Below are 20,861 nucleotides of genomic sequence, written 5' to 3'. Positions count from 1 at the left end.
GTTACTCCTGTTGCAGGGCGGGAATACGCTCTAGTTGGCTGCTTCCGGCCTTGGGGTCGTGGGTGGCAACGGCGGGCCGGTCAGCGGCCATGCGCGCTGCCTTTTCCCGACGCTTGCGCCGCTTCACCATGGGCGGGCAGCGCTGTTCATCGTGATAGGTAATCTGGCAGTCCAAACAGTAGTGGCACTCGTTGGCGTTGATATGGCCGTCGGGATGAATGGCTCCGACCTCGCATTCGTGCTCGCAGATCTGGCAGGGCGTGCCGCAGCTGCCGCGGTGGCGCTTGAGCCAGTCGAACAGGCGCAGCCGGGCGGGAATGGCAAGCCCTGCGCCCAGCGGGCACACGTAGCGGCAGTAGAATTTGTGGTTGAAGGCGGAAACCACTACCAGCCCCAGAGCGTAGGCCACAAAGGCCCAGTCGCGCTGAAAGCGCAGCGTAATAGCCGTTTTGAACGGTTCTACCTCGGCGTAGCGCTCGGCGGTGCCCAGCGAGTGCAGCGACACGGCAAAAAGCGCCAGCAAAATAATGTATTTGATCGCCCATAGGCGCTCGTGCAGGCCAAACGGCACCTCGATCTGTTTGACCTTGAGCTTGCGCGCGGCCTGGTTGACCAGATCCTGCAGCGCGCCAAACGGGCACAGCCAGCCGCAGAATACGCCCCGCCCCCAGAGCAGCAAGGTGAGCGCGACGAACGACCAGAGGATAAACATCATCGGATCGATGAGAAAAGAGCCCCAGCTGAAATCGGTGATCAGCGCGTGGGTAAAGGTCAGGATGTTGACCACCGACAGCTGCGCCAGCGCGTACCAGCCGATGAAAAACAGCGTGTAGAACTTGAAGGCGAGCCGCAGCGGATTGAGAACGCGCGGATGGCGGGCGAGCACGTCCTGGAACAGCATAATGCCGGTGAGCACCAAAAGCCCCGCGCCGAGCACGCCGATCTGAAAGGCCTTGTCGCGCCAGACCTGCACCCAGATGGGCTCTTCTACCGGCGGCTCGGGGCGTTCGACGTAGGCCTCGGGGATCGAGTAGTCGGCGTCAAAGCGGACGAATTCGGTATCCAGCGGGCCGGAGGCGCGGCGCACCAAAAGCGACAGCTGCCAGGGCGCGCCGGGGTCAAAGGCGGCGTCTTCGCGGATGATAAAGACGTCACGCTCTTTGAACGCCGGGGCGTTATCAATGGCAAGCTCTCCCAGGCGGATATGGTCGCTGTCGTGAAAGCTGATCGAGCGGCTGCCCTGGGTCAGCTCCACGCGGTCGAAAATCCCGCCGCGCACGTAGCCTGAGCCCTTGAACGAATAGTCGCCGCGCCCCATCAGCGCGACGGCGTGCTCACCGGGCTCAAGCTCTTCCATCAGCGATGCGTAACCGTCGTCGCCGAGCAGGTTGCGCCCGGCGGTAGGCGCGTTGAGGTAGGTGTAAAAAAGCTCAATGAAGGTTTTGTCCGCCGGCTGCGGGGTGTGCATGTAGTCCTCGGCCGGGGTGCCCACAAAGGCTTCGTCCACCTCGCCGTGGTTTAGATGCAAACGGCGAATCGTGCCGTCGCCGGTAAGCGCCTGCCAGTCGGCCGGCGTGTAGACGCCTTTCTTTACACGGGCGGGCGGCATGGCGGACGGGTCGGCAATCAGCGCCTGCTCGGCGGCTACCCGGCGGGCAGCGCGCATGATGGTGTCGCCGGCAACGATCACGGTGACCGTGGCCCCGGAGACGGCGTCAAGCTCGCCGCCGACCTTGAGGCGGTCGTTGACGTGCGCCCCTACGTGCGCGTCGGCAAAGTTTTCCAGCTTCGACTCGGGAATGCCCACCAGCATGATCGGCTCGTCGTGGCCGAGCACGTCGGTCTGTGCGATTTTACCCTCGGTATCGATGCCCACCAGTATATTGATGGGCTTGCCCGAGTAGGCGGGAATGGGGGCTATGTCGACGGTCTCGAAAGCATAGCCAAGCAGGGTATCGCCGCGCATCACGCGGCTGACCGGCCACTGGGAGTCAGCCGGCTCCAGCCGATTGGCCGAGGGGAACCCCGCCTCGATATCGGCCAGGTTCATGGCCTGGCTTGCGGTGGCAACAAGCGCAAGGCTCAATGCCAAAAGCCAGCAACAGACGGCGCGCAGCCGGCGGGCGGGGTAGTGCATGGGGCGCTCCTCGGCGAGAGGGTGCTAAAGGAAAAAGAACGGCTCGTCGTGCAAACGCTACAGCGTCGGTTCGAGCATATAGTCCACGGCGGCTTTGACTTCATCATCGGAAAGGGCCGGCTGGCCGCCCTTGGCCGGCATGGCCTGAAAGCCGTTGATGGCGTGGTCGTACAGGGTGTCCATGCCTTTTTCCTGGCGCGGTGCCCAGGCGTCGGCGTCGCCGCGAATCGGCGCGCCGGCCGCACCGGTCATGTGACAGGCCATGCAGGCCTGGTTGTAGGTCGCTTCGCCGTCGGCCTGGACGGCGGTGGCGGTCAGGGCGAAAGCGAAGGGCAGTAGAGCCACGGCAAGGCGTTTCATATATGTATTCCTTATGCATCTTTTGTGGTGTGTCGCATTGCCGGCACAAACGGGCAGCGCCGAACGCGTGTTCCAAGGGTAGGCAGCACCACTGCGACGAACGTTGACACAGGTCAGGTTTCCCGCGGATGTCTATCCTAAGATGGCGCGCCTGCTCCTGAAGATATACGGTGTGGCTACCCCGGGGCTGCGTGGCATTCGGCCGCACGGGTCGCACGGTCCGCGGCTGGTATATTCCGGGGGAAATCGGCGGCCACCACGCCGCGTGGTGGCCGCCAACGTAAAGACGAAAAAGGTCTGGATGTCATGCAAGACGAGCTGCTGTTTGATCGCGCACTGGTGGAAAAATACGACCGCCCGGGGCCGCGCTATACGTCCTATCCTACCGCACCGCAGTTTCACGCGGCCTTCGCCGAAGACGACTACCGCGCCGCCGCTGCGCGCAGCAACAACGCTGAATCACCCAAGCCGCTGTCGGCCTACGTGCATATCCCGTTTTGCGAAAGCCTGTGCTACTACTGCGCGTGCAACAAGATTATTACCCACAACCGCGAGCGGGCGGCGGAATATCTGGACTGGCTGAAAAATGAAATCCGCCTGCAGGGCGAGCTGTTTGACGCCTCCCGACGCATGACCCAGCTGCACCTGGGCGGCGGCACGCCGACGTATCTGAGCAACGACCAGCTGGCCGAGCTGATGGTCGCGCTCGACAACGCCTTTCACTTTGCCGCGCCACAAGAGCGCGAGTTCTCGCTGGAAGTCGATCCGCGCACCGTCACCGCCGAGCAGATTCACGAGCTGCGCGCCCTGGGCTTTAACCGCCTGAGCTTTGGCGTGCAGGATTTTGACCCGGACGTTCAGCGTGCGGTCAACCGGGTTCAGAGCGAAGAGCAGGTGGTAGGCCTGATGCAGGCGGCGCGCGATGCCGAGTACGCCTCCATCAGCGTGGATCTGATCTACGGTTTGCCGCTGCAGACGGTGGCCAGCTTCGATGCCACCCTGGACAAGATTGTGGCACTGCGCCCGGATCGCATCGCCACCTACAGCTATGCCCATCTGCCGTCGCTGTTCAAGGCGCAGCGGCTGATCCGTGACGAAGACATGCCGCCGCCGGAGCGCAAACTGGAGCTTTTGGAGCTGATTATCCAGCGGCTGATGGCGGCAGGCTATGTGTATATCGGCATGGATCATTTCGCCCTGCCCGATGACGAGCTGGCGCGCGCCCGGGACAACGGCACCCTGCAGCGTAATTTTCAGGGATACTCGACGCATGCCGACTGTGATCTGATCGGTCTTGGGGTCACCGCCATCGGTAAGGTCGACGACACCTACAGCCAGAACGTCAAGGAAACCGCCCAGTATCAGCATCGTCTGGAAAGCGGCCGGCTGCCGGTGATGCGCGGCTACCGCCTGACCGACGACGATCGCCTGCGTCGGGACGTGATCAGCACGCTGATGTGCCACGGCGAGCTTGATTTCAAGACCATCGAGGCCGACCATGGCATTGACTTCACCGAGTATTTTGCCGATGCCCTGGCATCGCTTGCACAGATGCAGGCCGACGGGCTGGTAGAGGTAGGAGAGCACCGCCTTGACGTGCTGCCGGCCGGCCAGCTGATGATGCGCAACCTGGCGATGGCCTTTGATGCCTATTTAAACCCCGCCGAGGCGCGCTATTCGCGCACGGTATAAGCGCTTTCAAGGAGTTTTTATGTCAACGTTGCCGTTTGCTGCCCGCGTGCTGCCCTCACCGGCGCGGCTGATCGCGCTGGTGGACCCGCGCGTACCGCTTGCACTCAAGCGCCGCGCGGTGGAGCCGCTGCTCAACCGCACTTTCGCCGAGCCGCTGGCCGAGGGCGAGTTCGATGCGCTCGAAGGCCGTCGGGTGACCCTTGACGTGGAAGATCTGGGCGTGCGCTTGACGCTTGCGCTCGACGACGCGCGCTTTGTTTTGAGCAAAGAGGCCGGGGAGGCCACCATACGCGGCGGCTGGCGGGAGTTTTTGTGCCTGGCGACGCGCCGGGAAGATCCGGACGCGATGTTCTTTCAGCGCCGGCTGATGATCGAAGGCGACACCGAGCTTGGGCTTACGGTGAAAAACCTTCTCGACGGCCGCGAGGAAGGCTTGAGCGAAGGGCGTCTGGGCGAGGTGCTGCGCCGCCTTGACGCCCTGGTTGCACGGTAGTAGTGCGTATCAGGCTATGCCGTATTCGCCCGGGTGTGCTCCATGCCCGGGCGGCCGTGCCAGTAGCCGTCGCAGATTTCAGCCTCGATAAGCGTAAGCGGATCCGGGGCCGCCAGCTCACCGCGCCGGGCCGCATCGAAGTCGGCTACCACCTCGTCCATGCCCTCAGCGCGCGGGCTTAAGCGCGCCACGCTTGCCCCGGATGCGGCAATAGAGGCGACGTCGTGGCGCAGATCCTGGCAGGCGCCAGACAGCGTCTGGATGCCGTTCAGGGTAAACACTTCCTTTGATTCCTGAGAGCGCAGCGCCAGGCCTTCCGGATGCTTTTGGCAGACGAACTGGCAGCGGTCCTTGGGCTTTTGGTAGCGCCGGGCGGTAAAGCAGCGCGACGACCACGCCAGCGGCAGGTGACCGTAGGCAAACACCTCGCAGGCGGCGTCCACGCCCTGTTCGCGGCTGTCCGCCAGCAGCCGGGTCAGCTCCTCGCCGGACATTTCCACCGGCGCGTTAAAGCGCGTCATCCCCGCGCGCTCCAGCACGCCGATGGCCGCGGCGTTGTACAGGTTGAGCGCCGCGCCGCCGACAAATGCAAGGCCCGCGCCGGCGCAGCGCTGCACCGCGCTCTGGTCGTTGGCCTCCACGCAAAACTCGCCGTTGTCGCACAGTTTGCGCAGATCGCGCAGGTCGGCTTCGGACTCGATCAGCGTCTGGCTGGAAAGCACCACTTCCTTGCCGCTCTGGGCAAGCTCGCGGCCGATTCCCAGCCAGTCGTCAAGCTTCATGTCCCGGCGGCGCGAGCACACCGACTCGCCGAGATAGACGATATCCACCGGCCAGTCGGCAGCGTCGCGGTAAAACTGCGCGTAGCGCTCCCGGGTCCAGTAGAACAGCACCGGCCCCAGCGCCAGGCGCAGCGGTGAATCAGAGCGATCAGCCATGTCTTCCTCCCGTTTTCAAAGAGCTATTTTTCAAAGAGCTATTTCCAGCGGCGTTCGTAGGCGCCAAGGGTGGTGGTGGAGCCCTCGGAAACCTCGCCAAGCCCTGCAATCCAGGCCGGATCGGGATGAAAGCGTCCGGGGGCGGCGTCCAGCCGATCAATCGCCGAGCGCCAGATGCCGGCGACCTTGGAGACGTAGGCCGGGCTTCTTTGACGGCCCTCGATCTTCACCGCGCTGATGCCCAGCTCGGCAAGTTCGGGCAGAAGTTCCAGGGTATTCAGGCTGGTGGGTTCTTCGATGGCGTGGTAGGTCTCGCCTTCGACTTCAAAGCGGCCCTTGCACAAAGTCGGATAGCCGGCGTTTTCGCCCGGGCCGTAGCGGTCGATAAGCACGCCGTTGAGCCGCGACTCAAGCCCTGAGTCGGTTTCTTCCCAGCGTACGTGGGCCGCCGGCGAGCACACGCCTCGGGTGTTGGGCGACTCGCCGGTGAGATACGACGACAGATAGCAGCGCCCCTCGGCCATGATGCAAAGGCTGCCAAAGGCAAACACTTCAAGCTCTATCGGCGAGTGCTTGGCCAGATCGCGCACCTGGGTAATCGACAGCACCCGGGGCAGCACCGCGCGCTTGATGCCGAACTGCTCGTGGTAGAAGCGCAGCGCTTCATGGCTGGTGGCCGAGCCCTGCACGGAAAGGTGGCGAGAAAGATCGGGATAGCGCCGGGCGGCGTAGTCCAAAAGCCCCATGTCGGCGAGAATCAGCGCGTCAACGCCAAGCGCGGCGGCGTCGTCCACCGCACGGGTCCACATGGCCCAGCCGTCGGGCTGGGGGTAGGTGTTGATCGCGCAGAACACTCGCTTGCCCCGGGCGTGGGCATAGTCGATGCCCTCACGGGCGCGCTTGTCGGTAAAGTTCAGTCCGGCAAACTGGCGTGCGTTGGTGGTGTTTTGAAAACCAAAATAAACGGCATCGGCACCTTCATCTATGGCGCGCTTGAGCGCGGGTAGATTGCCGGCCGGGCAGACAAGCTCCATGATACGTCTCCCGTTACAGGTAAGCCCGTCATGGTAAAAGAGGTCCTGCCGGAAGCGGTTGACACAGGTCATGCCCTGCAGGGAAGCGGCGCACGATATTGCAGGGTGCGCCGACACCCCGGCCTGGCCCGAAAGGCTAGAAAATCGACTCGGCGGTGCCGGAGCCCTGAGAGCCGCTGGCCTTTTCCAGCTCGCGGCTGATGCGCCGGGGCTGATAGCCGGGCAGGTGATCGGCGTCAAACAGCTCGCTGATGCCGCCGGGCTGGCCCGAACGCAGGCGCAGGCCGGTATCCGGATCGATGCGCGCCTTGACCACGCCTTCGGGCTTGTCCGGCCAGGCTTCAGGCGTGCCTTCCAGGGCACGGCCCATGAAGGCTTTCCAGATTGGCAAAGCCGCCTGGGAGCCGTATTCGGCGATGGTCTGGTTGCTGTCCTTGCCCACCCAGACGGCGGTGGCGATATTGCCGTTGAAGCCGGCAAACCAGGCGTCCCGGAGGGCGTTGGTGGAGCCGGTCTTGCCCACGATGTCGCCGCGCTCAAGGGTCAGCGCGCCGCGGCCGGTGCCGTGCTCGATCACACCGCGCAGCATATCACGCAGGATGTAGACCGCCTCAGGGTCGGCGATGCGCTGGGCAACCGTGTAGGTGCTGCCTTCGATTTCGACGCTTTGCTGATCGTCGGCGCAGTCGCGGCAGGCGACCACGGGGTCGGCTTTGTATACCTCGGTTTTGCCGCTTTTCTCATCGCGCACGATGTGCTTGATGTACCAGGGCGCGACCTTGAAGCCGCCGTTGGCAAGAATGGCATAGGCGTTGGTCATTTCCAGCGGCGTCAGGCTGGCGCTGCCCAGCGCCAGCGATAGCCCCCGGGGCAGGTGTTCCGGGTTGAAGCCGAAGCGTTCAAGAAAGTTGATGGTGTAGCCAAGCCCCATGCTCTGCAAAATGCGGATGGTAACCAGGTTGCGCGAGCGCGCCAGCGCCGGGCGCAGGCGCATGGGGCCGTTGAAGTCGCGGCTGGAGTTCACCGGCCGCCACAGCGAGTCGCTGCCGTCGTCGACGACCACCGGGGCGTCGTTGACCACGCTTGCCGCGCTCATTTCGCCGTCGTTGAGCGCTGCCAGATAAATGAACGGCTTGAAGATCGAGCCGGACTGGCGGCGGGCCTGGATGGCGCGGTTGAACTTGCTGGCGTTGAAGTCAAAGCCGCCCTGCAGCGCGATAATCGCACCGGTGCGCGGCCGCTGGGCAATCAGCGCGCCTTCGGCGTTGGGGCGCTGGGACAGGCGCAGGGCGCTGTCATCGCCGTCGATAACGCGGACCAGATCACCGCGCCGGGCAATCGCCTCGGCGCTGCCCTTGCCGGTCCATTTCAGGCCGTCCCAGCGCAGGGTGTGGATCTGTTTGTCGTCGGTGAGCACGCGCATCTCACGATCGCCGCTGCCGATCACAATGGCCGGCTTTAGCAGGCCGTAGCGCGGGGTGCGCTTGAGCACCTGGACCCAGTTGCTCACGTCGCCTTCGATGCCTTCCACCTCGGTCTGGCTGCGTTCGGCGGCCTGACGGGCGGTCTCGCGGATTTCCGGCGATTCGGCAAGCTCTTCTTCAAGGCCTTGGGTGGCGGTGTTTTCCTGGGCTTCGACCAGGCTTGCGGGAATGTCGCGCTGCTCCGGGCCGCGAAAGCCGTGGCGGCGGTCGTAGGCCAGAAGGCCGCGGGCCAGCGATTGGCGCGCTACCGGCTGCAGCTCGCTGTCGATGGTGGTGTATATATGGTAGCCGCCGGTGTAGGCGGCGTCACCAAACTGCTCAATGGCGAACTGCCGCGCCATCTCTGCGACGTAGGCGGCCTCTACCTCCGTTTGCGTTTCGTAGCGCTGGGCGGTGATGGGCGACTGTACGGCCTTTTGGTAGGCCTGCGGGTCGATAAAGCCCAGCTCGCGCATGCGAAACAAAATCCAGTTGCGCCGAATCAGCGAACGCTCAGGGTTGGACAGCGGGTTGAACGCCGAGGGTGCCTTGGGCAGCCCGGCAATCATCGCCGATTCGGCAAGCGTCAGCTCGGCCAGCGGGCGGTCGTAATAGGTCTTGGACGCGGCGGCCACGCCGTAGGCGCGGTGGCCCAGAAAGATCTTGTTGACGTAGAGAGACAGGATTTCCTGTTTGTCGAGCACCTGCTCCATCTGCAGGGCGAGCAGTATCTCGCGAATCTTGCGGGTAAAGGTTTGATCCAGCGTCAGCAGGTAGTTGCGTGCCACCTGCATGGTAATGGTGGAGCCGCCGGACTGGATGTCGCCGCCGCTGCGGGCAAGCTCCACCGCCGCGCGCAAAAGCCCCCGGGGGTCGACGCCGGGGTGCTCAAAGTAGTGCTGATCCTCCGCGGCGACCAGGGCGTTGATCAGCGGCTGAGGGATGTCTGAATAGGCCACGGGAATGCGCCGTTCTTCGCCGTACTCGCCGATGAGCTGGCCGTCCCGGGTGTAGATGCGCAGCGGCGTGTGGAGATCGAAGTCCTCCAGCTGGCGCACGTCGGGAAGGCCGGGGGCAAAATACAGAGCGGCACCGATCGTTGCCAGCGCCACGGCTCCCGCCAGGGCGGTGAGTATGCCGATCAGAGAAAGCGCAAGAGTGCGAAAAAACGTCATGGAAACAGGGTACCCGTGAAAAAAGAAAGAGCATGTCGGGCCGAAGACCGGCACCTGTGCCGGCACATTATAGAAAGCCGGCGCCTTGCCCACCAGCGTTGATGCCGTCGCGTCGGCGGCGTGTATCACCGGCGTTAAAATAATGTAACATCGTTATCTTCTGGTACATGCGGAGCCTTAGCAACGTCATGCGCTTTTGGAACAGACAAAACGGCTTGATCGGCATTGATATTACCTCGGTGACGGTCAAGCTGCTTGAATTGAAGCCCGCAGGCCACAGCTACCAGGTAGAAAGCTACGCGGTGCGGCCGCTGCCTGACGGCACCGTCGACGAGCGCCGTATACAAGACATCGATGCGGTTGCCGATGTGCTTGGCCGCGCCGTCAAGCATGCCCGGCCTTCCACGCGCAAGGCCGCCGTTGCCGTACCGGCCAGCTCAGCCATCACCAAAACGCTGCTGCTTCCGGCCTCGCTAAGCGAAGAGGAAATCGAGGCGCGCATCATCAGCGAGTCGGATCATCATATTCCGTTTCCGTTCAACGAAGTGGCCTTCGATTTTTACTGCCTGGGGCCGTCAGCGCTGAACGAAGACGAGCAGCGCGTGCTGCTGGTGGCCTGCCGGCATCAGGATATCTCGCAGCTGACCGACACGCTTGAGCTGGCCGGCCTGGAGCCGGTGGTGGTGGACGTTGAGTCGTTTGCCATGGAACGTGCCTTCGAGGTGCTCCGCCAGCAGCTCGGCGAGCGCAGCCGTGATCCTGACGCCTGTATCGGGCTGGTGGACGTCGGTGCGACGATGAACGCTTTTCACGTCATGCGCGGTGAAAACATCGTGTACAGCCGCGATACCGTCTTCGGCGGGCGCCGGCTGACCGATGCGATCTGCCATCGCTATGACATGTCGGTACAACAAGCCGGCTATGCCAAAAAGCACGGCGGGCTGCCCGATGACTATCAAACAGAAGTGCTCGAACCGTTTCTCGACACGATAGTGCAGCAGGTCGGGCGTTCGCTGCAGCTGTATTACTCGGCCGGCCGGCATCACGAAGTCAGAGAAATCGTGCTGGCCGGCGGCTCCAGCGTGCTTCCCGGCCTTGCCGAACGTATCGCGGCGGACAGCGGCATGCAGGTAACCGTGGCAAACCCGTTTGCGCGCATGGCGGTGAGTCGACATATTGACCGGGACGCGCTGACCAGCGATGCGCCGGCCATGCTGACCGCGTGCGGACTGGCCATGAGGAAGCCGCAATGAGCGTAGACATCAATCTGCTGCCCTGGCGCCAGGCGCGGCGCGAGCGGCGTACGCGCCGGATGCAGCTGTGGCTGGCGGGCATGGTGATCGCGGGGACGGCACTCGGCTTCGGCGTGGCGCAATACTATCAGGCCGCGCTGCAAAGCCAGCAGGCGCGCAACCGCTACATTACCCAGCAAACCCGGCAGCTGGAACGCGCTATTGAAGACGTTGAGCGCTACGAGCGCCAGGTTGAGCAGTTCAACGAACAGCTGGCGCTGTTCACTTCGCTGCAGGGAGAGCGCCTGCAGACCCTTCGCCTGTTCAATGCCGTGGCCAAAAGCGTCGCCCAGGGCGTGGTTTACGAGCGCTTGGAGCGCACCGGCAGCCAGGTCAGCGTCACGGCCCGGGCGGGTAGCGACCGGCAGATTTCCGAACAGCTGCGGCGTATTGCCCAGCTGCCAACGTTTGGCGTGCCGCAGTTTTCCGAAGTGGAAAGCGAAAGCGATACCGTGCGACAGTTTCGCTTCCGGGTGGAGCAGCAGCCCCCGGATGACCGCCCCCCAGCAGAAAGCGCAGCGGAGCCGCGGCGGGAGGAGCCATCGTGAACATCACCCGAGACCGGCTTGCAAGAGAATGGCGCCAGCTCAAGCGCGTTGACTGGCAAGCGCTTGAGCTCAGCGAAGCCGGCAGCTGGCCGGCGCTTTTAAAGCTGATCAGCGCAGCTTTGCTGCTGGTGCTTGCATTTTCAGCCGTGTGCTGGCTGGTGGTGCGCGATCACAGCGCAGCGCTTGCCCAGGCCAGAGAGCAAGAGCATCGCCTGCTCGATGCGTTTCGCACCAAGGCGGCCAAGGCGGCCTATCTGCCCCAGGTACAAAAGCGCCTGGATAAGCTGAGTACGCAGATGCAGGAAGTGCGCAGAAGGCTGCCGACGTCGGTGGAAATTCCCTCGCTGCTCGACAGCATCAACGATGCGGCGGTGGAAAATCACCTGACCATTGACCATATCCGCTCAAAGCCGGCGGTGGACAAGACGTTTTACGTAGAGCACCCGTTTAGTATCCGGGTGCGGGGCAGCTATCATCAGATTGCCGGTTTCGTGGCGGAAATGGCCGCTCTGTCGCGCGTGGTCACCCAGCACGACTTTATTCTTGAGCCGCTGTCCGAGCCGTCCGGGGCAACGCTCAGCCTTTCCATGCAGGCGCGCACCTATAGCTATCAGTCGTCTGCCGCCCGCTCGCCTAGCCAAGAGCAGGGGCCATGATGCGCCTGCTGGCCATGGCGGCTGTCGTCATGCTGGTCGCCGGCTGTACCGATCCCGGGCTTGACCGGCTTTCGGCAAGGCTTGACGACATGCAGCGCGCCGCCGACAAGCCGGCCAGCGTCAGCGTGCCGGCCATGCCGGTGTATACCCCGGTCGACTACGCCTACGCCGGCCAGCGCAGCCCGTTCATGGCGCCGCAAGAGCTGGCGCGCCAGAATGTCAGCAAAACCTTTGACGGCGAGCTGGCCCCCGATCAAAACCGCACGCCGGAACCGCTGGAGCGCTATCCGCTACCCGAGCTTGAGCTGGTCGGCACCATGCACATGGGCGAACGCCAGCGCGCGCTGATCCAAACGCCCCAGGGAGATGTGACGGCGGTGCGCGTGGGCAGCTATATAGGCGTCAACTTCGGCCGGGTTGATGAGATTGCGCCGCGCCGGCTGGTGGTGGTGGAGCGCATTTTTACCCCGCGCAAAGGCTGGCAAAAGCGCCGTGTTGACATGGCGCTTGCACGCGATGAAAACGGCGCGTGACGGCGCGTGCCCTATCAACAAAATGACGCTACCAACGTTGGACAAGACATGCTGATGACAATAATACGGCGGCAGGCCGGAGTGTTACGGCTGGTATGCGCCGCGCTGTGGCTGAGCGCGGCGGGCGCCCAGCCGGCCGTGGCGCAGCCGGGAGCGGCGGTGGAGGATATCGATTTTCACCGCGGCCCGGCAGATGCCGGCCGGCTGGCGATTACGTTTAAGCACGGCGGCGTGCGCCCGGAGGTGAGCAAAAGCGGCAATAATCGCGTTGTGGTGGACCTGGGTGACAGCCCGCTGCCCGCCGCGCTCAACCAGATCTATGACGTAACGGATTTCGGCACGCCGGTGACGCGTATCGTGCCCCAGGTCAGCCCTGGCAGCACCCGGCTGCAGCTGAGCATCGACGGCCCCTACGCCATGGTGACGTCGCACAGCGGCCGTGTCGTCACCGTGGTGATCGAGCCGGCCGGGACGGCGCTGCCAAACGCGCCTTCAGCGCCCGATGCCGGCGGGAAGGCGCAGTATTCGGGCAAGCGGTTGAGCCTGAACTTCCAGGATATTCAGGTTCGCGCCGTGCTCTCGACGCTTGCCGACTTTACCGGCCTGAACATTGTGGCAAGCGACAGCGTCGACGGCCGGGTTACGCTGAACTTGAACAACGTGCCCTGGGACCAGGCGCTGGAGCTGATCTTGCAAAGCCAGGGGCTTGCCAGCCGTAAAAACGGCAATGTAATGGTGGTAGCGCCGGCGGAAGAACTTGCCGAGATGGAGCGCCAGCGGCTGCAGGCGCGTACCCAGCAGCAAACCCTGGCGCCGCTGCAGACGCGCTTTATCGAGATCAAATACGCCCGCGCAGAGGATCTGGCACAGCTTTTGCGCGGCGGCAGTACGGCAAGCGAAAGCCCTGATGCAGGCGAGAGGCGTAGTGCCGGCCAGACCCAGGCCGGCCGCAGCGGGCAGACCCTTGGGCAGGTCAGCGGCGGCCGCAGCGGATTTGGCCTGCTGACCGAGCGCGGCCGCGTCGCCGTTGACCAGCGCACCAACACCCTGATGGTGCAGGATACCGCCGAGCAGCTTGGCGTGATTATCGATACGCTGGATCGTCTGGACGTGGCCGTGCGCCAGGTGCAGATCGAGGCGCGCATTGTGATTGCCCGGGATTCAGCCTCTCAGGAACTGGGCGTTAAATGGGGCCTGTCCTCCGGCAGCAGCAACGGCAATGTCGACCTTAGCGGCGCGGTTACCGCATCAGGCGCCCGGGAAAACAACGGCCTTTCTGTCGACATGGGGCCCGGGGGCAGCGGCGCTACCACCTTCGGATTTGGCTACCTGTCCGGCGATATCTTGCTGGACCTTGAACTCAAGGCGCTGGAAAGCGAAGGCAAAAGCCAGACCATTTCCCAGCCGCGCATTATTACGGCCAACCGGCGCAAGGCGACCATCAGCCAGGGGGAAGAGCGGGCCTACCAGAGCGTAGACGGCAACGATAACCCGGACACCGAGTTCAAAGAGGCGAACCTCTCGCTGGAGGTTACCCCGCAGATCACCCCGGATGATCGCATCATCATGGATCTTGTGATCAACAAAGACAGCTTTCGCGACTCTGAATTCGACGGCGAGCCGCCCATCGACACCAACACCATCGAAACCCAGGTGCTGGTGGATAACGGCCAGACCGTGGTGCTTGGCGGTATTTTGAGCACCGAAGAGCTGCGCCAGGTTGCCAAGACGCCGCTGCTGGGGGATTTGCCGGTGATCGGCAAATTGTTTCGTTCTACCGAAAAGCGCAACGAAAAGGTAGAATTGCTGGTGTTTATCACTCCACGGCTTCTCGACGATGGTCTGGCGGTTCGCTAATGCAGCAGGTACCCAATCTTTTTTTAATTGGCCCCATGGGGGCCGGCAAAAGCACCATCGGCCGCTTGCTGGCAAGTGAGCTGTCCCGGGAATTTCTCGACAGCGACCACGTGATCGAGGCGCGCTGCGGTGCTGATATTCCGTGGATTTTCGATGTGGAAGGCGAGGCCGGCTTTCGCCAGCGGGAAATGCACATGATCGACGAGCTGACCCGGCGTGAAGACGTTGTGCTGGCCACCGGCGGCGGCGCGGTGCTGCGTGAAGAAAACCGCCGCGCCCTGCGCGAGCGCGGCACGGTGGTGTATCTGTTCACCACCGTCGAACAGCAGCTCAGGCGTACCGCCCGGGACCGCAGCCGGCCGCTTTTGCAGTGTGACAACCGCGAGCAGGTGCTGAACGCCATGTATGCCCGGCGCGACCCGCTGTATCGCGCCACGGCAGATCTGATAGTTCGCACCGACCGGCGCGGGCCCCGTTCCGTGGTCAACGACATTTTGCGCCGTGTGCGGCGGCTGGCGGACCCGCTGCAGCACAGCGATACCCGAGCAGCGCCCTGATCGCTGCCGTTTCGCCCCTTCAATCGCTTGAGGTAATGCCATGAAGCCCATCGACGGCGTGTTGCGCACGCTCAGCGTTGCCCTGGAGGCGCGCAGCTACCCCATTTATATCGGCACCGGCCTGATCGGCCGCGCCGACGCCATTGCGCCGTACCTGGCCGGCCGGCAGGTGATGATTGTCACCAACGAGACCGTCGCCCCGCTGTATCTGGATGCCCTGCGCGCAGCGCTGCCCGCCGGGCTGGACGTGCGCACGGTGGTGCTGCCCGACGGCGAAGCCTACAAGTCGGTGGAATACGTCGAGCGTATTTGGGATGCGCTGCTTGAGGCCGGCTTCAACCGCCGCTGTACGCTGATTGCGCTGGGCGGCGGCGTCATCGGCGACATGACCGGCTTTGCCGCCGCCAGCTACCAGCGCGGAGTGGCGTTTATTCAGGTGCCCACCACGCTGCTGGCCCAGGTGGACTCTTCGGTGGGCGGCAAGACCGGCGTCAACCATCGGCTGGGCAAGAACATGATCGGCGCGTTCTGGCAGCCCCGGGCCGTGGTGGTAGATATCAACACCCTGGCTACGCTGCCGGCGCGCGAACTTTCCGCCGGCCTGGCCGAGGTCATCAAATACGGTCTGATCCGCGACGCCGACTTTCTCGCCTGGCTGGAAGCCAACATGGCCGCGCTGCGTGACGGCAGCGGCGATCGGCTGGCCTACGCCATTGCCCGAAGCTGTGCGATCAAAGCCGAGATAGTGGCCGAAGATGAAACCGAACAGGGCGTGCGCGCGCTTTTGAACCTGGGCCACACCTTCGGCCACGCCATTGAGGCCGAGCAGGGCTACGGCGCCTGGCTGCACGGCGAAGCCGTGGGCGCGGGCATGGCCATGGCGGCGGCGCTTTCCCACCGATTGGGCTGGATCGATGCCGGCGCGCTCAAGCGCTGTCGGGCCGTGATTCAAGCCGCCGGGCTGCCCCTTGACCCCCCGCGCGGCATGGGCCGCGAGGCGTTTTTGACGCACATGCGAAGAGACAAGAAAAACATTGACGATACGCTGCGCCTGGTCTTGCTGCGCGCGCCGGGGGAGGCCTGCATCAGCGCTGAGACGCCGGCTGCGACGCTCGACGACCTGTTGGACGGCTATCCATAAGCAGCGCTTCGTGTCTTGCGGCTGAAGGCGTTTTGTCCACCGGCAAATTGAGCCTTATCGGCGATTCTGCTATTCTGCCGCCCCATCCTGGCGTGGCTCTCTGCCGTGCCTTCTGATCACGTTTCGACAGGTTTTCCATGACACGATATATCTTCGTGACCGGCGGCGTTGTGTCCTCTCTTGGCAAGGGCATCGCCTCCGCCTCGCTGGCGGCGATCCTTGAAGCGCGCGGCCTCAAGGTCACCATGCTCAAGCTCGACCCCTACATCAACGTCGACCCGGGCACCATGAGCCCTTTTCAGCACGGTGAAGTATTCGTCACCGAGGATGGCGCCGAAACGGATCTGGATCTGGGCCACTATGAGCGCTTCATTCGCACCCGGATGACCCAGGGCAACAACTTCACCACCGGGCGTGTCTACGAGCACGTACTGCGCCGCGAGCGCCGCGGTGACTACCTGGGCGGCACGGTGCAGGTGATCCCGCACATTACCGATGAGATCAAGCGTCGGGTCTACGCCGGCGGCGAAGGCTTCGACGTGGCGCTGGTGGAAATCGGCGGCACCGTAGGCGATATTGAATCATTGCCGTTTCTTGAAGCCATCCGCCAGATCAGAAGCGAGCTGGGCGCCAGCCGGGCGATCTATATGCACCTGACGCTGGTGCCCTACATCGCCACCGCCGGGGAAACCAAGACCAAGCCCACCCAGCACAGCGTCAAGGAGCTGCGCTCCATCGGTATCCAGCCGGATATCCTGATTTGTCGCAGCGAAGTCGAGCTCGAGGAAGCCGAGCGGCGCAAGATCGCGCTTTTTACCAACGTAGAAGAGCGCGCCGTGGTGCCGCTTCAGGACGCCGACACGATCTATCGCATCCCGCTGATGCTCCACGAGCACGGCCTGGACGATATCGTCTGCGACAAGCTGCGCCTGGACGCCGGTGAAGCCGACCTGACCGAGTGGATTCACGTGCTTGACGCCAAGCTCAACCCGCTGAAATCGGTGAGCATCGCCATGGTGGGCAAGTACATGGAGCTGCTGGATGCCTACAAGTCGCTCAACGAAGCGCTGATTCACGCCGGCATTCAAGGGCGCATCAAGGTCAACATCGACTACGTTGACGCCGAGGACATCGAGCGCCACGGCACCGAGCGGCTGGCGGGCAAGGATGCCATTTTGGTCCCCGGCGGCTTTGGCGAACGCGGCGTGGAAGGCAAGATCATGGCCGCGCAGTTTGCCCGGGAAAACAAGGTACCTTATCTGGGCATCTGCCTGGGGCTGCAGGTGGCGGTGATCGAGTTTGCCCGTCACGTCGCCGGCTGGGAAGACGCCAACTCCACCGAGTTCACCCACGATACCCAGCACCCGGTGGTGGGGCTGATTACCGAATGGCTCAACGCCGAAGGCAAGATCGAGCTGCGCGACGCCGCCTCGGATCTGGGCGGCACCATGCGCCTGGGCGGCCAGATTTGCCGCCTGGAGCCGGGCACCCGAGCGCGCGATGCCTACGGCGCCGATGAAATCGTCGAGCGTCATCGCCACCGCTTTGAGGTCAACGACCAGTTCGTTGAAGGGCTGGAGGCAGCCGGGCTGATCGTTTCCGGGCGCAGCGTTGACCGCACGCTGGTGGAAGTCGTCGAGCTTGCCGAACATCCCTGGTATGTGGCCTGTCAGTTCCACCCGGAGTTCACCTCAACGCCCCGGGACGGCCATCCGCTGTTCAGCGGGTTTATCAGCGCAGCGGTCGAGCACAAGACCGCCCGCACCCGCGCCCATTCGGCAAAAGCCGCGCACCAGGAGTAGTCCTGCATGAGCCAGCTGCTCGACGTTGACGAACGCTGTGTTGAAGTCGCCGGCCTGCGCGCTGCCAATTCGCTGCCGCTGATGCTGCTGGGCGGAATGAACGTGCTGGAGTCTGCGGCGCTGGCCGACGAGGTGGCCTGCGCTTTTGTCGAGGCTACCCGGGCGCTTTCGATGCCCTACGTCTACAAGGCCAGCTTCGACAAGGCCAACCGCAGCTCCATCCACGCGTTTCGCGGGCCGGGGCTGGAAAAAGGGCTGCAGATGCTCGCCGACATCAAGGCGCGCTACGGCGTGCCGGTGATCACCGACGTGCACGAGCCCTGGCAGGCCGCTCCCGCCGCCGAGGTGGCGGATATCATCCAGCTGCCGGCGTTTCTCGCCCGTCAGACCGATCTGGTGGTGGCCATGGCGCAAACCGGTGCTGTGATCAACATCAAAAAGCCGCAGTTTCTCGCCCCGCACGAGATGCGCCACATCATTGCCAAGTGCCGCGAGGCGGGCAATGACCGGCTCATGCTGTGCGAGCGCGGCACAAGCTTCGGCTATAACAACCTGGTGGTGGATATGCTCGGTTTCGGCGAGCTCAAACGAACCGGCTACCCGGTGTTTTTCGACGTTACCCACGCCCTGCAGCGCCCCGGCGGGCGCGCAGACGGCGCCGACGGCCGCCGCGCCCAGGTGGCTGAGCTGGCCCGGGCCGGCGTAGCCACCGGGCTTGCCGGGCTTTTTCTGGAAGCCCACCCCGACCCGGACCGCGCCCGCTGCGACGGCCCCTGTGCGCTGCCGCTGGAGCAGCTGGCCCCGTTTTTGCGCCAGCTCGCCACGCTGGACGAAGCGGTCAAGGGGTTTGCCCCGCTGACCACCGGCTAATCGCACTGCCGGCTCGGGTTTGCCGTGCGCCACAGACAAGACCTTTTCGGTCACGATAAAAAGGACACCTTGATGAGCAAGATTGTTGATATTCGCGCGTTGGAAGTGCTGGATTCTCGGGGCAATCCCACGGTGTTTGCCACGGTGTACCTGGCCGGCGGTGCCACCGGCGATGCCTGTGCGCCGAGCGGGGCCTCTACCGGCTCGCGTGAAGCGCTTGAGCTGCGCGACGGCGACAAGGCCCGCTACCTGGGCAAGGGCGTGCAAAAGGCAGTAGACGCGGTCAACGGCAGGATTCGCGAGGCGCTTATCGGCCTGGACGCCTGCGACCAGCGTGTTCTGGATCGCACCATGCTGGAGCTCGACGGCACTGACAACAAAGCCACGCTGGGCGCCAACGCCATTCTGGCGGTGTCGCTGGCCGCCGCCAAGGCCGCGGCCAGCGCCAGGGGCGTGGCGCTTTACGCCCACATCGCCGAGCTTTACGGCACGCCGGGCGTGTACAGCATGCCGGTGCCCATGATGAATATCCTCAACGGCGGCGAGCATGCCGATAACAACGTGGATATCCAGGAGTTCATGATTCAGCCGGTGGGCGCCAAAAGCTTCAGCGAAGCGCTGCGCGTCGGCGCCGAAGTGTTCCACGCGCTGAAAAAGGTGCTTGCCGAGCGCGGCCTTTCCACCTCGGTTGGCGACGAGGGCGGTTTTGCGCCGAACCTTGCGTCCAACGCCGAGGCGCTTGCCGTGATCAAGCAGGCCGTGGAAGCGGCGGGCTACACGCTGGGGGACGACGTTACCCTGGCGCTGGACTGCGCTTCCAGCGAGTTCTACGACAACGGCCAGTACCATCTGGCCGGCGAAGGCAAGCGCTACGACGCCGACGGCTTTACCGACTACCTGGTCGGTCTGTGCGAGGACTATCCGATCGTCTCTATCGAGGACGGCATGGACGAGTCCGACTGGGACGGCTGGAAAGCGCTGACCGACAGGCTGGGCGAGCGGGTTCAACTGGTGGGGGATGACCTGTTTGTGACCAACACCCGGATTCTCAAGCGCGGCATCGACGAGCACATCGGCAACTCGATTCTGATCAAGTTCAACCAGATCGGTTCGCTGTCCGAGACGCTGGACGCCATCAAAATGGCGCAGAACGCCGGCTTTACCGCGGTCATTTCCCACCGCAGCGGCGAGACCGAAGACACCACCATTGCCGATCTGGCGGTGGCAACCGCGGCCGGCCAGATCAAAACCGGTTCGCTGTGCCGCTCGGATCGCGTGGCCAAATATAATCGGCTGCTGGTCATCGAGTCTGAACTGGAAGGCGCGGTGTATCCCGGGCGCAAGGCCATCAAAGGCCAGTAGAGCCGGGCGGCCAGAAAAAGCGGCGGCGATGTCTCTTTTTATGTAAGATATTGCTTACACAGAGCGGCGATAATCGCGCTTAATGCGCCGAGCCGCGATTGCGAAAGCCGATAACTGCTTGTTTATACAACGTCAGCGTAAAGGGCGGGCCGAAACGGCTCGCCCTTTGTGTTTCTGGCGGTCTTGAAGTGTATGCGTAATATGCAGATACTGTGCACAGGAAAAGCGAGCCGGAGAGCGAACAAGCCGGCATGTGCTTGGAAAAGCACGTTCTTGGAAGAGCGGGCTTTTGAAAAAGAAGCTTCTTGGAAGAGAAAGCGCTTGGAAAAGACAGCTCGCAGGCAGGATGCCAGCGCCGCGCGCAAGCGCGACGACGCATACGCACAGTGCAGCACCACGCTGTAACGTGTGATCAAGGCGCGCCGGGTGAGACAGGAACCGTCGGCCCCGGCAGGGAAAGCGCCAAGGGACAACGTCGACGAAAACCCTTCGGGGAAGCGTCGGGGTCTGGCACAGGAAGCGCCAGAGGAATGCTGGAAGCGAGCGGCCTGCGGGCCGCTTTTTTTATGCCTGATCGCCGGTCACAGCCGGCGATCAGGCAAAGCCCTCAGCGCTCAAGCTTGTCGATCTTGCCGCTCTTGCCGTCCCACGCCTCGGCGTCGGGCAGCGGGTCTTTCTTTTCGGCAATGTTGGGCCACTCTTCTGCCAGCTCAGCGTTGATCTCGATAAACTGCTCTTGCCCCTTGGGTAGCTCATCTTCAGAAAAAATGGCCTCGGCCGGGCATTCTGGCTCACACAGCGCGCAGTCAATGCACTCATCCGGGTGAATCACCAGAAAGTTGGGCCCTTCGTAGAAACAGTCCACAGGGCAGACTTCCACGCAGTCGGTGTATTTGCACTGGATGCAATTTTCTGTCACGACAAACGTCATCGCGGTATCCCTCTTGCGCG

At 63.5% G+C, this 20,861-nt stretch carries 18 protein-coding genes; 12 read left to right on the top strand and 6 right to left on the bottom strand.

The genetic code is table 11. The features are described 5' to 3' along the window. Position 1 precedes the first annotated feature (1 nt). On the bottom strand, positions 2-2,137 hold the full coding sequence (gene nosR / locus ACZ415_RS01440) for a transcriptional regulator NosR (RefSeq protein WP_344702534.1): 2,136 nt from the start codon (positions 2,135-2,137) through the stop codon (positions 2-4). 57 nt (positions 2,138-2,194) lie between these two features. Then, positions 2,195-2,497, bottom strand: a complete 303-nt coding sequence (locus ACZ415_RS01435; RefSeq protein WP_344702536.1) for a c-type cytochrome — start codon at positions 2,495-2,497, stop codon at positions 2,195-2,197. Between the two features lie 306 nt (positions 2,498-2,803). Here ACZ415_RS01435 and hemN point away from each other — a divergent pair, with 306 nt between their 5' ends. Then, positions 2,804-4,189: an oxygen-independent coproporphyrinogen III oxidase gene (gene hemN / locus ACZ415_RS01430; protein WP_344702538.1), complete on the top strand. Its 1,386-nt coding sequence runs from the start codon at positions 2,804-2,806 to the stop codon at positions 4,187-4,189. Positions 4,190-4,208: 19 nt separating this feature from the next. Next, positions 4,209-4,682, top strand: coding sequence for a ubiquinone anaerobic biosynthesis accessory factor UbiT (gene ubiT, locus ACZ415_RS01425; protein ID WP_344702540.1), 474 nt, complete (start codon positions 4,209-4,211; stop codon positions 4,680-4,682). 14 nt (positions 4,683-4,696) lie between these two features. Here ubiT and ACZ415_RS01420 read toward each other — a convergent pair whose 3' ends face one another. The 3 genes from ACZ415_RS01420 to ACZ415_RS01410 form a co-directional block, all read right to left on the bottom strand. Beyond that, a complete protein-coding gene (locus tag ACZ415_RS01420) occupies positions 4,697-5,620 on the bottom strand; it encodes a U32 family peptidase (RefSeq protein WP_344702542.1) in 924 nt (307 codons plus the stop codon). A 38-nt stretch (positions 5,621-5,658) separates the two neighbouring features. Further along, positions 5,659-6,654, bottom strand: a complete 996-nt coding sequence (gene ubiU, locus ACZ415_RS01415; protein WP_344702544.1) for a ubiquinone anaerobic biosynthesis protein UbiU — start codon at positions 6,652-6,654, stop codon at positions 5,659-5,661. Positions 6,655-6,790: 136 nt separating this feature from the next. After that, entirely contained in the window at positions 6,791-9,292 is a 2,502-nt protein-coding gene (locus tag ACZ415_RS01410) for a penicillin-binding protein 1A (protein WP_344702546.1), read from the bottom strand. A gap of 188 nt (positions 9,293-9,480) precedes the next feature. Between ACZ415_RS01410 and pilM the strand changes: the two genes are divergently transcribed. From pilM to eno, 10 genes are all read left to right on the top strand, one after another. Then, a complete protein-coding gene (pilM, locus tag ACZ415_RS01405; protein WP_344702548.1) occupies positions 9,481-10,545 on the top strand; it encodes a type IV pilus assembly protein PilM in 1,065 nt (354 codons plus the stop codon). Next, positions 10,542-11,132: a PilN domain-containing protein gene (locus tag ACZ415_RS01400; RefSeq protein WP_344702550.1), complete on the top strand. Its 591-nt coding sequence runs from the start codon at positions 10,542-10,544 to the stop codon at positions 11,130-11,132. Before pilM ends, ACZ415_RS01400 begins: the two co-directional genes overlap by 4 nt. Continuing rightward, a complete protein-coding gene (locus tag ACZ415_RS01395; protein ID WP_344702552.1) occupies positions 11,129-11,788 on the top strand; it encodes a type IV pilus inner membrane component PilO in 660 nt (219 codons plus the stop codon). The genes ACZ415_RS01400 and ACZ415_RS01395 overlap by 4 nt, the downstream gene beginning before the upstream one ends. Then, entirely contained in the window at positions 11,785-12,321 is a 537-nt protein-coding gene (locus ACZ415_RS01390) for a pilus assembly protein PilP (protein ID WP_344702554.1), read from the top strand. The genes ACZ415_RS01395 and ACZ415_RS01390 overlap by 4 nt, the downstream gene beginning before the upstream one ends. A gap of 54 nt (positions 12,322-12,375) precedes the next feature. Next, positions 12,376-14,178, top strand: a complete 1,803-nt coding sequence (locus ACZ415_RS01385; RefSeq protein ID WP_344702556.1) for a type IV pilus secretin PilQ — start codon at positions 12,376-12,378, stop codon at positions 14,176-14,178. Next, entirely contained in the window at positions 14,178-14,735 is a 558-nt protein-coding gene (gene aroK, locus ACZ415_RS01380) for a shikimate kinase AroK (RefSeq protein ID WP_344702558.1), read from the top strand. Before ACZ415_RS01385 ends, aroK begins: the two co-directional genes overlap by 1 nt. Positions 14,736-14,775: 40 nt before the next feature. Next, a complete protein-coding gene (aroB, locus tag ACZ415_RS01375) occupies positions 14,776-15,876 on the top strand; it encodes a 3-dehydroquinate synthase (protein ID WP_344702560.1) in 1,101 nt (366 codons plus the stop codon). A 137-nt stretch (positions 15,877-16,013) separates the two neighbouring features. Then, positions 16,014-17,678, top strand: coding sequence for a CTP synthase (locus ACZ415_RS01370; protein ID WP_344702562.1), 1,665 nt, complete (start codon positions 16,014-16,016; stop codon positions 17,676-17,678). Between the two features lie 6 nt (positions 17,679-17,684). Continuing rightward, complete coding sequence (kdsA, locus tag ACZ415_RS01365; protein WP_344702564.1) at positions 17,685-18,548, top strand: 3-deoxy-8-phosphooctulonate synthase; 864 nt, start codon at positions 17,685-17,687, stop codon at positions 18,546-18,548. Positions 18,549-18,620: 72 nt separating this feature from the next. Beyond that, on the top strand, positions 18,621-19,910 hold the full coding sequence (gene eno, locus ACZ415_RS01360; protein WP_344702566.1) for a phosphopyruvate hydratase: 1,290 nt from the start codon (positions 18,621-18,623) through the stop codon (positions 19,908-19,910). A 607-nt stretch (positions 19,911-20,517) separates the two neighbouring features. Here eno and fdxA read toward each other — a convergent pair. Further along, complete coding sequence (gene fdxA / locus ACZ415_RS01355) at positions 20,518-20,841, bottom strand: ferredoxin FdxA (RefSeq protein ID WP_344703084.1); 324 nt, start codon at positions 20,839-20,841, stop codon at positions 20,518-20,520. Positions 20,842-20,861: the final 20 nt, after the last annotated feature.

Source organism: Halomonas cibimaris (assembly GCF_055379665.1).
The sequence above is the reverse complement of the archived record's forward strand: the minus strand, read 5'-3'. Positions and strand labels throughout refer to the sequence as shown.